Annotated in this window: 17 protein-coding genes and 1 tRNA gene; 13 read left to right on the top strand and 5 right to left on the bottom strand. The window is 63.1% G+C overall.

The genetic code is table 11. From position 1 onward, the window contains the following. Positions 1–88 precede the first annotated feature (88 nt). The 4 genes from mscL to QM590_RS08980 form a co-directional block, all read right to left on the bottom strand. On the bottom strand, positions 89–562 hold the full coding sequence (gene mscL, locus QM590_RS08995) for a large conductance mechanosensitive channel protein MscL (RefSeq protein ID WP_037191966.1): 474 nt from the start codon (positions 560–562) through the stop codon (positions 89–91). Between the two features lie 43 nt (positions 563–605). Beyond that, complete coding sequence (locus tag QM590_RS08990; RefSeq protein WP_269594635.1) at positions 606–1,268, bottom strand: SAF domain-containing protein; 663 nt, start codon at positions 1,266–1,268, stop codon at positions 606–608. 89 nt (positions 1,269–1,357) lie between these two features. Next, a complete protein-coding gene (locus tag QM590_RS08985) occupies positions 1,358–1,702 on the bottom strand; it encodes an FmdB family zinc ribbon protein (protein WP_094639550.1) in 345 nt (114 codons plus the stop codon). Between the two features lie 153 nt (positions 1,703–1,855). Next, positions 1,856–2,449 (bottom strand): 5-formyltetrahydrofolate cyclo-ligase, encoded by a 594-nt coding sequence (locus QM590_RS08980; RefSeq protein WP_269594636.1) that lies wholly within the window; start codon positions 2,447–2,449, stop codon positions 1,856–1,858. A gap of 107 nt (positions 2,450–2,556) precedes the next feature. Here QM590_RS08980 and QM590_RS08975 point away from each other — a divergent pair, with 107 nt between their 5' ends. The 13 genes from QM590_RS08975 (at position 2,557) to QM590_RS08915 (ending at position 12,876) form a co-directional block, all read left to right on the top strand. Beyond that, positions 2,557–3,510 (top strand): UTP--glucose-1-phosphate uridylyltransferase, encoded by a 954-nt coding sequence (locus tag QM590_RS08975; protein ID WP_037192236.1) that lies wholly within the window; start codon positions 2,557–2,559, stop codon positions 3,508–3,510. Between the two features lie 33 nt (positions 3,511–3,543). Next, positions 3,544–4,803 (top strand): molybdotransferase-like divisome protein Glp, encoded by a 1,260-nt coding sequence (gene glp / locus QM590_RS08970; RefSeq protein WP_032395737.1) that lies wholly within the window; start codon positions 3,544–3,546, stop codon positions 4,801–4,803. Positions 4,804–4,874: 71 nt separating this feature from the next. Next, entirely contained in the window at positions 4,875–5,522 is a 648-nt protein-coding gene (locus QM590_RS08965; RefSeq protein WP_037191969.1) for a GNAT family N-acetyltransferase, read from the top strand. Positions 5,523–5,671: 149 nt separating this feature from the next. Further along, a complete protein-coding gene (sepX, locus tag QM590_RS08960; protein ID WP_269594637.1) occupies positions 5,672–6,541 on the top strand; it encodes a divisome protein SepX/GlpR in 870 nt (289 codons plus the stop codon). A 55-nt stretch (positions 6,542–6,596) separates the two neighbouring features. Beyond that, positions 6,597–6,669: transfer RNA gene (locus QM590_RS08955), tRNA-Ala, on the top strand. A gap of 352 nt (positions 6,670–7,021) precedes the next feature. Then, positions 7,022–7,864, top strand: a complete 843-nt coding sequence (locus QM590_RS08950) for a glycosyltransferase family 2 protein (protein ID WP_269594638.1) — start codon at positions 7,022–7,024, stop codon at positions 7,862–7,864. Next, complete coding sequence (locus QM590_RS08945; RefSeq protein ID WP_269594639.1) at positions 7,861–8,505, top strand: acyltransferase; 645 nt, start codon at positions 7,861–7,863, stop codon at positions 8,503–8,505. Before QM590_RS08950 ends, QM590_RS08945 begins: the two co-directional genes overlap by 4 nt. 166 nt (positions 8,506–8,671) lie before the next feature. After that, entirely contained in the window at positions 8,672–9,460 is a 789-nt protein-coding gene (locus tag QM590_RS08940; RefSeq protein ID WP_411741317.1) for a glycosyltransferase family 2 protein, read from the top strand. A gap of 458 nt (positions 9,461–9,918) precedes the next feature. Continuing rightward, positions 9,919–10,371, top strand: coding sequence for a GyrI-like domain-containing protein (locus QM590_RS08935; protein ID WP_269594641.1), 453 nt, complete (start codon positions 9,919–9,921; stop codon positions 10,369–10,371). Then, entirely contained in the window at positions 10,371–10,805 is a 435-nt protein-coding gene (locus QM590_RS08930) for an effector binding domain-containing protein (protein ID WP_269594642.1), read from the top strand. Before QM590_RS08935 ends, QM590_RS08930 begins: the two co-directional genes overlap by 1 nt. Positions 10,806–10,993: 188 nt before the next feature. Beyond that, positions 10,994–11,668 carry a ScbR family autoregulator-binding transcription factor gene (locus QM590_RS08925; protein ID WP_068049771.1) on the top strand — a complete coding sequence of 225 codons (675 nt, stop codon included), beginning with the start codon at positions 10,994–10,996 and terminating at the stop codon, positions 11,666–11,668. Positions 11,669–11,727: 59 nt separating this feature from the next. Further along, a complete protein-coding gene (locus tag QM590_RS08920) occupies positions 11,728–11,898 on the top strand; it encodes a hypothetical protein (protein WP_176460553.1) in 171 nt (56 codons plus the stop codon). Positions 11,899–11,973: 75 nt separating this feature from the next. Then, positions 11,974–12,876: an SDR family oxidoreductase gene (locus tag QM590_RS08915; protein ID WP_269594643.1), complete on the top strand. Its 903-nt coding sequence runs from the start codon at positions 11,974–11,976 to the stop codon at positions 12,874–12,876. Here QM590_RS08915 and soxR read toward each other — a convergent pair. Continuing rightward, a complete protein-coding gene (soxR, locus tag QM590_RS08910) occupies positions 12,792–13,292 on the bottom strand; it encodes a redox-sensitive transcriptional activator SoxR (RefSeq protein WP_269594644.1) in 501 nt (166 codons plus the stop codon). The genes QM590_RS08915 and soxR overlap by 85 nt on opposite strands. Positions 13,293–13,332: the final 40 nt, after the last annotated feature.

Below are 13,332 nucleotides of genomic sequence, written 5' to 3'. Positions count from 1 at the left end.
TCCCATCACCGCCCCACCAACGAATGAATGCGCCATTCACGCAATCAGATTGCGTCACTGGCGCATTCATTCGTGAAGCAGACCGGCGTCAGTCCTTGGAATGTTTGCCGAGGTCCGGGGCTGCGTCCATGGCCTCGCCGCTACCGCCGGTGGTGTCGGCCGCGGTCGACAGTTTCTGTCCCGCTGCGGTTCCTCCCGCGAGGATGTCGCGAATCTGCACCAGCACGTCGACGTCGCTCAGTTCCTTCTCCGGCTGGCTCACGAAGCGCTTCTTCGCCGTGTTCACCGGGAGGATCAGCACGAAGTAGACGACCGCCGCGATGATGACGAAGTTGATGATCGCGGTGATGACGGCACCGACGTTGACGAACGATTCCGGCGACGACGTGATCTGAAACCCGAACCCGTATTCGTTGCTGCCACCGAGGGCAGCGACAAGGGGGTTGATGACGTTCGTCGTGAATGCGGTGACGATTGCGGTGAATGCTGCGCCGACGACGACGGCGACTGCGAGGTCCACCACGTTGCCGCGGAGTAGAAAGTCCTTGAAGCCCTTCAGCATGAGCCCTTCTCCCAACGTTCGGTTTGTTCTGTCTCGAGAGACGTTAGTGCAGGGTGACCGTGAGCGCGCTGACCAAAGAGGCTGCCGCGACCGTCGTCGCGTCGTTCGTCGGTAGGGCCAGCAAGACGACTCGGTCTCGCTGCCGATTGCCACCGGCGTCGGCGGAGACGAGCACAACCATCGCTCCCGACGCCAGCACCCGTGCCGCGGGCACCGCATTCGGGTCGTCCTGAGACTCGACCGTCAACACGTCGACGCGATCACCTTCACGTAGCAGGTCGGTCACCGCAGCGTCGGCGAGATGCACCGGTACGACGCGTGCCTCGGTCCCCAGCGTCGTCGTGGCGGTCCGAGATCCGAGCAGTCGCACGTCGGTGAGCAGTTCGCCCGCTCGGACCGGCCCGGTGAGGGTCTGGCCGTCCACGGCTTCGGATTCGACGAGTGCGCCCTCGGGGACGTTCGCCCCGTCCCACTCAGCGACGGCGATATCGGCCTGCGTCAGTACGGTGCCGGGTGTCAGGTCGCGTCCGGCCGTGATCACCCGCACTCGGTCGTCGCCGGCGGCGTCGTCGAGGAACAGCACCAGTGCAACCGCGACCAGAACCCCGGCCGCGATCCGCCTGAATTTCGTGGATCCGACCCATGCCGGACGCAGGGTGATGCGATCGAGCAGCGTCGAGTCGAGTCGATTCTTGCCGGCAGCCATGGCGCAAACGGTATCGCTGCCCGAGCCGGAACAGGCACCGAAAAGGCCGGGCTGTGGATAACGGCCCGGCCTGTGGATGAAGCGGAAAACTACTGGCTGGCAGCAGCTTTCGTGGTCGAAGACGAAGAGGAACTGCTCGACGACGACGAATCCGAAGATTTCTTCTCGGCGGGCTTCGAGTCGGTCTTGCTGTCCGATTTCGTGGCTGCCGCATCGGACTTCTTCTCGCCTGCGCCCTCGCTGGAGGTGCTGGAGCCGCCGCGGCTGTCGGTGCGGTAGAAGCCGCTGCCCTTGAAGACGATGCCGACGGAGTTGAACAGCTTGCGAAGCTTGCCCGAGCACGCGGGGCACACCGTCAGTGTGTCGTCGGTGAAGGACTGAACGATGTCGAAGCGGTTGTCGCACTCGGTGCATGCGTATGAGTAAGTGGGCATCGTGTTTCCTCCGCGCTGGTCACCGAGGAAATTCGCCGCTCTGCTGGCCGAGGCCGAACACCGCCGGTGTCTTGTCTGTTCGTCGAAACTGTCGAAACTGGGGAGAGCATTAGCACTCTACAGTCAGGAGTGCCAACGAATCGAATCCTAGCGTTATTCCGTACTCAAGCGTACGAGCCCGCCGGCGGTGAGCACGTGTGTCACCGGTCTGTCGTGCGGTTCGGCGGGTAGGCGATCGACCACTTCGCTCTCGCGCACCACCGCGACCAGCATCGCGTCGGGTCTGCACAGGTCGAGAGTTCGATCGTAGAAGCCTGCGCCTCGGCCCAGCCTGTTTCCGTTCCGGTCCACGGCCAGCGCCGGAACGAGAACCAGAGTGCACTCCGACACCGCGTCGGGATCGAGCGTCGGTCCCGACGGTTCCAACAGACCGAACGGGGCTTTCACCAACGACTCACGCCCGGCGTATCGAGCCCAGCGCAAGGGACCCGGCTCGTGCGCACTCGGAAGCAGAACGACCGACCCGGCCGCGGCCATCGCGTCGAGCATCTCGATCGAACCCGGCTCCCGGCCGACCGGAACGTACGCGGCGACGACGGGGTGTTCGGCAGCCAATTCGCCGAGGACGTGACAGAGTGCAGAGGACTCCATTGCGCGTTGCGCACCGTCGAGCAGTCGGCGTTCGGCGAGAACATACTTTCGCCATCGATCCTTGGACGTGTTCTCCGTGAATTCGGGAACGGTCACAACGATTCGTCCTCCCTTCGTGTGCAGTCGTTCAACGATATGCACTCGGGGGTAAAACGCAGCACACGGCGAGCAGATCACCAGAAACCATGGATAGGGTGAGCACCATGACAGAAGCCGTTACAGCGACGACCGCCGCCACGCCCGTGCATTTCCGCACGGCCATCGTTCCCGCAGCGGGCATGGGTACCCGGTTCCTGCCGGCCACGAAAACCGTTCCGAAGGAACTGCTTCCGGTGGTCGACACTCCCGGTATCGAGCTCGTCGCAGGCGAGGCCGCAGATTCCGGCGCGCAGCGACTCGTGATCGTCACGTCCCCCGGCAAGGACGGCGTCGTCGCCCACTTCGTCGAGGATCTCGTCCTCGAGAACAAGCTCGAGGCCAGCGGCAAGCTCGAGATGCTCGAGAAGGTGCGGGTCGCCCCCGGTCTGCTCGACGTCCAGTCGGTCATTCAGCACGAGCCGCTCGGACTCGGGCATGCCGTCGCCTGTGCCGAGGAAGTCCTCGACGACGACGAGGATTCCGTCGCCGTTCTGCTTCCCGACGATCTGGTGATGCCCCGCGGTGTGCTCGACGTCATGGCCCGCGTGCGCGCCAAGCGCGGTGGCTCGGTGTTGTGCGCCATCGAAGTTCCCGACGACAAGGTCTCCTCCTACGGCGTCTTCTCCGTCGAGATCGTGCCCGACGCGGTCAACCCGAACGTCCTCAAGGTCACCGGAATGGTCGAAAAGCCCAAGCAGGAGGACGCCCCGTCCAACCTGGCCGCGGCGGGCCGCTACCTGCTCGACCGTGCGATCTTCGACGCTCTGCGACGGATAAAGCCCGGTGCCGGCGGCGAGCTGCAGCTCACCGACGCCATCGCGTTGCTCATCGAAGAAGGCCATCCCGTGCACGTGGTGGTGCACCGCGGATCGAGACACGACCTCGGAAATCCCGGGGGATACCTGCGCGCTGCGGTTGACTTTGCTCTACAACGTGACGACTACGGCCCAGCCCTGCGCGAATGGCTGAACGAACGCTTGAGCGACAGCTGGGCACCGGAACTGACCACGTACGAATAGCATCGCGGGTCGATGCCATAGAGGAAGGGCCAGATGCGCTCGGTCGAAGATCAGCAGACCCGGGTGACCGCCGCGGCGGTGGCTCCACGGCCTGTTCGGGTCGCCATCTCGGAAGCACAGGGCCTGCTGTGTGCAGAAGAAGTGGTAACCGAGCGTCCCCTTCCCGGTTTCGACCAGGCAGCGATCGACGGCTACGCGGTACGGAGCGTCGATGTGGCCGCCGCGGGCACCGACCTGCGCAACGAGGACGACGAACGCATCGATCTGACGCTTCCCGTCGTCGGCGAGGTGTCCGCCGGTTCGCGTCAACCCATCCGGTTGCAACCGCGTCAGGCAGTGCGAGTCGACACAGGCGCGCCGCTGCCGACACTGGCCGACGCGGTGTTGCCCCTGGACAGAACCGATAGCGGTCGGGCCCGCGTCAAGGTGTTCCGTCCGGTGCGCTCGGGCGACTACGTCCGAAAGATCGGCGACGACGTGCAGCCCGGTGACGTGGCGGTTCGCGCAGGCACGATCATCGGCGCAGCTCAGGTCGGTCTGCTCGCTGCCGTCGGGCGCGACAAGGTGCTGGTGCATCCGCGGCCGCGGCTCTCGGTCATCTCCGTGGGCGGCGAATTGGTCGACACCGATCGGACCCCGGGGCCCGGTCAGGTGTACGACGTCAACTCCTACGCTCTGGCCGCCGCGGCGCGCGACGCCGGAGCCGACGTCAACCGCGTCGGGATCGTCAGCACCGATCCCAAGCGACTGCGCGAGGTGGTCGAGGGTCAGCTGATTCGATCCGAGATCGTGGTCATCGCCGGAGCGGTGGGCGGCGGTGCATCGGACGGTGTGCGTGAGGCGCTCGGCGAACTCGGCGACATGGAAGTGGAGCGAGTTGCCATGCACCCCGGATCCGTCCAGGGCTTCGGTCAACTCGGACGCGACGAGGTACCCACCTTTCTGTTGCCGGCCAACCCCGTCAGCGCGCTCGTGGTGTTCGAGGTCATGGTGCGTCCGCTGATTCGCATCGCTCTGGGTCGACGGCAGCCGATGCGTCGGACCGTCACCGCACGAACCGTCGCGCCGATCACCTCGATCGAGGACCGTAAGGGATTTCTCCGCGGCCAGCTCATGCGCGACGAGGGAACCGGTGAATACCTGGTTCAGGCGCTCGGCGGTGCACCCGGATCGTCCTCGCACCTGCTCGCGACACTCGCCGAGGCGAACTGCCTGGTCGTCATCGATCCCGAGGTCACCGAAATCCGAACCGGCGAAGAAGTGAAGGTCTCGTTCCTCGCTCAACGAGGCTGACGCCAGTGGTGCGGTCGAGTGCCGCCTGGGCACTTAAGCGCACCACTGGGCGGAGCGCATACGATCGACGGATGCCGCGAACGTGGTCGAGCCACCCAGGTTGGCCGGCGAAATTGGGTCCAGTGAGAGTGGCCGGCGGAACCGTCACGGTGCGGCCGGTGCGGATGCGCGACGCGGCCGCCTGGAGTCGGATTCGCACCGCGGATCGCGCCCACCTCGAACCCTGGGAGCCCAGCGGGGAAGGCAGCTGGAACTCACGGCATCACATCTCCTCGTGGCCGAGCCTGTGCTCGGGGCTCAAATCCGAAGCGCGCAAGGGACACATGCTGCCGCTGGTCATCGAGGTCGACGGCGAATTCTGTGGCCAGATCACCACCGGCAACATCGTGCGGGGCGCACTTCGATCGGCCTGGATCGGGTACTGGGTGTCCAAGGAAGTCAACGGCAAGGGCGTGGCGACCGCGGCTCTGGCGCTCGGGCTCGATCACTGCTTCGGTCCCGTCGGACTCCATCGCGTCGAAGCGACGGTGCGACCGGAGAACCTTGCCAGCCAGGCGGTGCTGCGCAATGTCGGTTTCCGCGAAGAAGGACTGCTCTACAAGTACCTCGACGTCGACGGCGAATGGCGCGATCACAAGCTCGTCGCGATCACCTCGGGTGAGGTGCAGGGAACCGTCGTCGATCGGTTGGTTCGCGCGGGTCGGGCTGCGTGGGCCTGATTCCCGCTGCTGCGGCACGGGCACTCGTGTTGTCAAAGTGACAGGAGTGTAATTCGGGTCGGCGCGTCTGCATCGTTCTCGTACCTCCTCCGCATAGCCTGAGGACGTCTTTCACTGTCGCCGTCGCCCAAGGGAGGAGAACAACGCCGATGCCGAACTCGATCATCTGGATCGGTCTCGTTGCCGTCTGGCTCTTCGTTCTTCTGCCCATGCTGATGACCAAGCGTCCGCAGATCATGCAGACCACGGACGCTGCGCTCGCCACGCGCGTGCTGCATCGGGGTGGCACGAAGCGAAAGCAGCGCGGCCCCGCGACCGGGCACCGCAGTGATCCCGACTGGCGACCGGAGGACGACCTGCGAGTCTCCGCGCCGGCCCGCGAGATCTTCGGTCCCACGATTGCGACTGTTCGTCCAGACTCACCCGATCTACCCGGTACCGCGGAGGACCCGATGGACACTCACGCAGCAGACAGCGACCTCGATCGCGAGGCACCGGACACGGATGCACCGCGTGGAAGCTCGCCCGCGCACGAACCCGGTGTCGTCGACGACGATTTCGTCCCTCGCCGACGCGGTCGCGGCGGCTTCGATCCCGAGGCCGACGCGATCGCCCGGGCCGCGCGATACGCATTTCGGCAGCGCGCAGTGCTGGGGCTGGTGTTCGCGGCGATCACCACCGCCGCCCTGGCCTTCATCATCTCCCCGACGGTCTGGTGGCTGTGTGGACTGTCCGTCGCCGTCCTCGTCGGTTACCTGTACTACTTGCGTCGTCAGGTGCAGATCGAGGAAGAGGTACGCCGCCGTCGGCTCACCCGGATGGGCCGATCCCGTCTGGGCGTGGAATCGGAAACCGACGACGAGCTCGAGCTCGTCCCGCAACGATTGCGTCGCCCCGGCGCGGTGGTACTCGAGATCGATGACGAGGATCCCGAATTCGAGCATCTCGATCACTACGAGGAGCCGTTCCAGGCACGTCGTGACGAGGACCGGGACATGCGCAGAGCCCAGGGCGCGTAGCTACCGCCCGGAGCGGCTTTGCTAGAGTTACCCAGCCGGTCGGCATGACGGCAAAGGGGCTGTGGCGCAGTTGGTAGCGCGTCTCGTTCGCATCGAGAAGGTCAGGGGTTCGATTCCCCTCAGCTCCACCGTTACGAAAACCGTCACTCATTGCGAGTGGCGGTTTTTTGTTGTCCGGCAACGGCGGAGCGAATGTGACCGCCAAGTGAATTCTGAATGCATTTGGATCGACCGAACTAGGTGGTCGGTTCGGGATTCGATTCTCGAAGTCGCGACCCGATAAAACCCCGATTGCAGAATTGCCACGCGAAACCTGCGATTCGATTGCTTGGGGCGGCGCGACTCGACTTCGGGAATCTTTCAGGGCGGTGAGCTGCGGATATGCAATTCGGACAGCTTTAGGCAATTACCGGAACATGTGGTAGGTTCGAAGACGTTGCTGTGCAGAATTGGATTGTCGATATTTGTCAGGGGATCGAAATGAACACTCTGAGCGTGGTAATTCCGGTGCTCGACGAGGTCGATCATCTGGGCGAATGCTTGACGTTGCTACTCGATCAGGGCGACGATATCGACCGCATCGTCGTCGTGGACAACGGGTCGACCGACGGCACGCTCGAGCTGGTGAACGACATTCGCGCGATGACGAACAAGGTCGTGTTGGTGCACGAGCCCAATCGCGGCGTTGTCCATGCTCGCAATACCGGATTCGACCTGGTCGACTCGTCGATCATCGGTCGAATCGACGCCGATACCCGTGTTCGACCCGGGTGGGCGCGCTCGGTCGTCGATTTCTTCGACGAGCACGCCACCGTCGCTGCCACGGGTGGCCGGACGTTCCTGTACGAATCACCCTGGGCTCGACCTCTGGCGTGGATGCACTCGCGCGCCGAACGGCGTGAGCCGTCGGTGCGCTCGGCCCTGGCGGTATCGGGCAACAACTTCGCGATCCGCGCATCCGCCTGGCGCACGGTTCGCGGTGCGGTCAGTGAACGAACCTGCGTCCACGAAGACATCGACCTGTGCCTGTGCCTGGCCGCCGAGCATCTGCCTGTCGCCCAGAACGGGTGGATGAAGGCCGCAGTGTCCGGTAGGCGCGCGACGACATCGCCGGTGAAATACGTCCACTATGCGTTGGCGGGGTATCGCTCGTACCAGGCGCACGGTCTCGCATCGCGCAAACTCGGTCGCATCGTGACCATGGATTGGCTGATGCACACACTGCGGTGGCCGATCTCGCGACTGTTCGCAGCAGTGCCGTGCCGTGCTCTACCGGTCGACGATCGTGCCGAGTCCGACGAACGGATGCGAGCCGCCGCGTGACGGCCGACTCGCGTATCCGCGGTTGGATGCGCAACCCGTCGGACGTCCGCTGGGCACTGTTTCAGATGCGTCAGGCAACCATCGTCTCGTTGGCGAACGTGCCGTTGCTACCTGCGGTGCTGCGCGCATCCGTTCTGCGGCCTGCGGGGCTGCGGACAACCGGTCCGTGCCTGATGTACGGCGGTTCCATGATTCAGGGACGCGCATCGGTTCGGATGGGCACCGGTGTGTTCGTGAACTTCGGCTGCTACTTCGACACCGTCGCCGACATCGTGATCGGTGATCACGTCTTCATCGCGGATCACGTTCGCATCCTCACCAGTACTCACGAGACCGGGCCGTCGCATCATCGAGCAGGCGCATTGCGAGGAGAGTCGGTGGTGATCGGTCCAGGAGCGTGGATCGGGTCCGGCGTGGTCGTCATGCCGGGCGTGCACATCGGTGCCGGATGCATCATCGGGGCGAACTCGCTGGTGACGCAAGATTGTGAACCGGACGGTGTGTACGTCGGGTCTCCGGCGCGCCGTCGCCGAGAGTTGAACGACCTTCCCGCAGCGGAGCAGTGGATCGGGGACAACGCCGATTTTCGTGATCGGGAGGCAATGCAGAGATTGATACTTCTTCCGAATTCTGAATTCTGATTCATAAAGTCCGAATAATTCGACGGGTTCTTTTCTTGAAGTAATGATGTAGCATCGTGAACGTCCGCGGCTCGAAATCGAATGCGTTCACCGTGTAAGGGTGTCGAGCTACACGATTGCCAAAAATGTGTCGGGGGTTGGCGTTGTGAATACTCTCTCCATTGTTGTGCCTGCGTTCGACGAGTCGGCTCACATGCGCGAATGCCTGGATGCATTGCTCGTTCAGCGCGAACGCATTCACGAAATCATTGTCGTCGACAACAATTCGACCGACGACACCGCAGTCATCGTCGAAGAATACGCGCGGCGATTTCCGCAGGTGATTCTGCTGAGGGAGTCCGAGCGTGGCGTCGTGCACGCACGCAACGCCGGTTTCGATCACGCCTGCGGATCGATCATCGGCCGCATCGACGCCGATACCCGAGTCGAGGCCGGCTGGGTCGACTCGGTACTCGACTTCTTCGATCGGCGACTCGACTATGTCGCAGTCACCGGGCCGATCTACCTCTACGACTCCCCGTGGGCGCGACCGTACCGGGCGTTCGTCGACCGTTCCGTGCGAAACAGGCCCTCCGAGCGGTGGGTTTCTGCCGCATCGGGCAACAATTTCGCTGTCCGCAGATCCGCGTGGGAAGCCGTTCGCGGTCGCACGAGCCTGCGTACCGACCTGCACGAGGACATCGATCTGTCGCTGTGTCTGAACAAGGTCGGTCTGCGGATCGCGGAGATCGAGCCCATGCGCGTGAAGGTGTCCGGGCGTCGGCTACTGACTCCGCCGCTCGAATACCGGCACTACGTCCAGAGCTCGTATCGCACATGGGCCCATCATGGGCTGGCCGGTGGTTGGTTGCGCAGATTGCTGATCTCGGACCTGGTTCTGCACACGGCGCATTGGCCACTGACACGAATTCTGTCCTCGTGCGAATCTCGGATTCTCCCGGTCTCGCATTCCTGAGCGGGCGATACATCCATGCGCGATCTGTCAGGTATTCGCGACGAGAGTTATGCTGCCGCGGCGCGCGGAAAATGAATTCGTAGACAATTCATCCGTTTGTCGCAAGGGAATGCAAGGCCACGGAAACGGGTCTTTCGAGGGATCGACGGTCCGTACCGGTTTTCGTGTTTCGGGTATTCGACAGGTGCAGGCACGGGTCGAGTTACCGGTGCTGAAATCGAGTGTGCACGACAGGACGTACGACGAGGTAGGGCAGTCGGGGCGCTCCGACGCCACCTCGTGATCTCGGGAGGAGGAACCGTCGGCGACAGCTGTTGCGGCGATCGAAACGGGTGCGAAGTATGGTTGATCGATTGACGATCCACCTACCAGTCGCGCCGGTAGATTGACGGGCGATATTGTGAACGGGCCGGTTCCGAGCACAGGATCTGCCCCTGCAACTTCTCTACGGAGTGTGAATGTCGTTCGAGATCGTCGACCTCGCTGAAACGTGGGTCGCGGGTCTTCCCGTTCGCAGCCCCAAACGGGCGCTGGGACGCCTCAACGACCCGGCACTCGATCAAGCGTGGTCCGCAGTTCTCAATCAGGAGACCTCCGGTCCGCTCGCTTCCATTTACACCGACTTCGCCCCCGGTATCGGCTCTTACAATACGCAGGTAGTCGGTTATCTGTGTTCTTCGCTCGGTCAAGTCGCGCGCGGACATCTGGTTGCGAAAGTGCCCGCGGCGAAATATGCGCGTTTTTCTGCGGTGGGGTATTTCCCCGAGGTTCTCACCCGATTGTGGACTCAGATCGATCATGCCGAAGAGCAGGGCGATATCGTGCGATCGTTCACCGGCGATTACGAGTGCTATCCGCACGCGTACAAGATCGACCTCTATCTGGCGATCACTACGCCCGGCGGTTCGTGATGACCTTCCGCGTCACGGCACGCAGCGCAGAGCTGTTCAGTGGGTTGGTGGCTCCGCGCGTGGAGCCCGGCGCGGAATCGAGTGGCAGCGAGTGGATGCGATTCCTACGAGATCGGGTGCGCGAGAAGCATATCGACGCAACCCAGGTGAGCACGGTGTACGTCCCGGATCCGCACGGCACCGTCAATGCCGTGGTCGCCGTCTCGGTGGACTCGCCCGGGGACGTCGCCGTCGGGGATGTGTTCGTCTCGGTACCGACCGGCGTGTTCGCAGTGTTCGTGCCCAGCGGCGCTCTGGCGGATCCGATCGAGGACGTGTGGGCTCAGGTCGACGAGTGCGTTATGTCCGGATCGATATTTCGCGCCTACAAAGAGGAAGTCGAAGTCGTTACGAATGCTGGAGAAGTGGAACTTTTCATTTCAATCGTTTTGTAAACGAGCCGTTCTTCATGCAATTGTCACTTTCGAATCACAAAGTCGCCACCGAACCGGTTACTATAGTCGAGCGCTGACAGTCCGATATGGCGAAGTGAATTCCAGTTCACCTCGATCGGCCGACGGATGGCCAGCGCGTACAGAGCGTCGATGTCATTGCAAGGTCGACAGAGCAGGGGTGTTCCAACATGGTGCGACAACTCAGGGCAGAAGCAACACGAGCGGCCGCACTGCGCGCTGCAGCAGATCTCTTCCTCGAGGTGGGGCATGCGAATGCCACGCTGAGTCAGGTGTCAGCGCAGTCCGGTGTGACCAAGGGTGCGTTGTACTTCCATTTCGCGTCCAAGGAAGAACTGGCGCGTGCGATCGTCGACGAGGGACATGATCGCGTGTCCACCGCGTGCGCCGGCCTGGTCGACAGTCGTAGCCCGGCTCTCGAGTCCGTCATCGGAATCTCGTATTCGGTACTCGAGCTCGCCGCATCGGATCCCCTGGTGCGCGTCATGTACCGGTTGCAGATGGAGATCGACGGATCCGACACCGCCCGCGGCAGTGTGTTCGGTACCTGGGGAAACATCTTCGAGCATCTCTTCGAGCGGGCAATCGAGCACGGGGACGTCGCCGACCATCTGGATGCGGGCAACGCTGCGCTGCTGGTGTGCGAGATGCTCGCCGGAGTTCTGATGGTGTCCGAGGCGCAGTCCCGGCTGGAGGATGCCCCCTCGCGCATGGAGAAGGTCTGGAACACAGTCCTTCCGTCCCTGGTGCCCGCTGACAAACTTGCCTACTTCCGCGAATTCGCGGCGCGGAGTCTGTCCAGTTTCGTGCGCGAGAGCATCACGTCGGCGTCTGTCACAGTCTGAGAAATTCCGTGATCTCGGGGTGCTTGCCGCACACCAGGTTGCCGGGCACACTGTGTGACATGGAACACACTGTGCACCGGCCGCGGATGTCGGACAACGAACTCCGGAAAGCGATCGGAACCCTGCAGCAGCGTGCGGACGACGCACGCAAACAGGGTGCCGACGACGATGCTGCGCGAATCGAGCGCACTATCGCCGACTACCGAGACGAGATGTCGCAAAGATTGTGACAACCCTCCCGGTCGTCACCGCGTAGGGTCGAAATCGAACTGATACGTGGCAACCGGTGGGGGTTACAAGCTTCGATGGCTACATACGATCTGCGCGGTAAGAAGACGTTGATCACTGGAGCAGGCAGCGGAATCGGTCGGGCAACGGCCATCGCTGCTGCAGGAGTGGGAGCGGAACTCTTCCTGACCGATATCAACGGCACCGGTTTGGCGGAGACGGTGGACCTGGTCGGTCGCGCGGGCGGTACCGTCAGTCACTCGTTGCCCTTCGATGTGTCCGATTTCGAAGCCGTCACCGCGTTCGCGGACGACATTCACGCCGAGTTCGGCAGCCTGGACGTCGTGATGAACGTTGCCGGCATCTCCGCGTGGGGAACCGTCGAGAATCTCGAACACCGGCACTGGAAGTCGATGGTCGACGTCAATCTGATGGGGCCTATTCACATCATCGAGAAGTTCCTACCTCCGATGATCGACGCCGGACGGGGTGGCCATCTGGTCAACGTCTCGTCCGCTGCCGGATTGATTCCCCTTCCGTGGCACGCTGCCTACAGCGCCAGCAAGTACGGTCTGCGCGGAGTCTCCGAGGTACTCAAGTACGACCTCAAGCGCCACGGAATCGGCGTCAGCCTGGTGGTACCCGGTGGCGTCAAGACCGGGCTGGTGCAGACGCTTCAGATCGCCGGCGTCGATCGTGACGATCCGCGCGTACAGAAGTTGCAACACCGGTTCGAGAAGCGTGCCGTGGAACCCTCGGTTGTCGCCGATGCCATTCTCGCCGGAATTGCCAAGCGCAAGTACCTCGTCTACTCCTCCAACGACATCCGGTTCGGGTACTGGGTCGCCAGAAAATTCGCCCCGCCCTACGAATTCGTACTGCAGAAGGCGAACGATCAGTTCTCCAAGCTGCTCGTGCCGCGTCGAGTCGAGGGTTCGTCGAACTCGACGTCCAGCGTGCGCGCACCGGGCCCCGAATAGGACAGTTCGTCGTGTGGGTTGACCAATGCGCAGCCGGCCAGCGACAGGCAACCGCACCCGATGCACCCGGTCAAGTTGTCACGAAGCCGGATCAATTGCTCTATCCGAGAGTCGAGTTCGCGATGCCACTGCGTCGAAAGCCTGGCCCAGTCCTCGCGTGTCGGAGTCCGCTCGTCCGGTAGTTCGCTCAACGCTTGCCGGATGTTCGCCAGTGGGATCCCGACCTTCTGCGAGATCCGGATGAAGGCAACCCGGCGCAGAGTTTCGCGATGAAATCTGCGCTGGTTTCCCGAGGTTCGGCGACTGCTGATCAGCCCCTGTTTCTCGTAGAAGTGCAAGGCCGAGACCGCAACTCCGCTGCGCTCGGACAGCTGGCCGGGAGTCAGTTCTCGGACGTTCCACTCGGGCATCGGCACGACCTCGACAATACTTCAGGTCCTGATCCCAGCGGCGGCA

The sequence above is a fragment of the Rhodococcus sp. IEGM 1372 genome, from assembly GCF_030056835.1.
In the GTDB taxonomy this organism is placed as follows: Bacteria; Actinomycetota; Actinomycetes; order Mycobacteriales; family Mycobacteriaceae; genus Rhodococcoides.
The sequence above is the reverse complement of the archived record's forward strand: the minus strand, read 5'-3'. Positions and strand labels throughout refer to the sequence as shown.

Coding starts and splice junctions, on each gene's coding strand:
- mscL (WP_037191966.1), bottom strand. CDS start 562: ATGCTGAAGGGCTTCAAGGACTTTCTACTCCGCGGCAACGTGGTGGAC.
- QM590_RS08990 (WP_269594635.1), bottom strand. CDS start 1,268: ATGGCTGCCGGCAAGAATCGACTCGACTCGACGCTGCTCGATCGCATC.
- QM590_RS08985 (WP_094639550.1), bottom strand. CDS start 1,702: ATGCCCACTTACTCATACGCATGCACCGAGTGCGACAACCGCTTCGAC.
- QM590_RS08975 (WP_037192236.1), top strand. CDS start 2,557: ATGACAGAAGCCGTTACAGCGACGACCGCCGCCACGCCCGTGCATTTC.
- glp (WP_032395737.1), top strand. CDS start 3,544: ATGCGCTCGGTCGAAGATCAGCAGACCCGGGTGACCGCCGCGGCGGTG.
- QM590_RS08965 (WP_037191969.1), top strand. CDS start 4,875: ATGCCGCGAACGTGGTCGAGCCACCCAGGTTGGCCGGCGAAATTGGGT.
- sepX (WP_269594637.1), top strand. CDS start 5,672: ATGCCGAACTCGATCATCTGGATCGGTCTCGTTGCCGTCTGGCTCTTC.
- QM590_RS08950 (WP_269594638.1), top strand. CDS start 7,022: ATGAACACTCTGAGCGTGGTAATTCCGGTGCTCGACGAGGTCGATCAT.
- QM590_RS08935 (WP_269594641.1), top strand. CDS start 9,919: ATGTCGTTCGAGATCGTCGACCTCGCTGAAACGTGGGTCGCGGGTCTT.
- QM590_RS08930 (WP_269594642.1), top strand. CDS start 10,371: ATGACCTTCCGCGTCACGGCACGCAGCGCAGAGCTGTTCAGTGGGTTG.
- QM590_RS08925 (WP_068049771.1), top strand. CDS start 10,994: ATGGTGCGACAACTCAGGGCAGAAGCAACACGAGCGGCCGCACTGCGC.
- QM590_RS08920 (WP_176460553.1), top strand. CDS start 11,728: ATGGAACACACTGTGCACCGGCCGCGGATGTCGGACAACGAACTCCGG.
- QM590_RS08915 (WP_269594643.1), top strand. CDS start 11,974: ATGGCTACATACGATCTGCGCGGTAAGAAGACGTTGATCACTGGAGCA.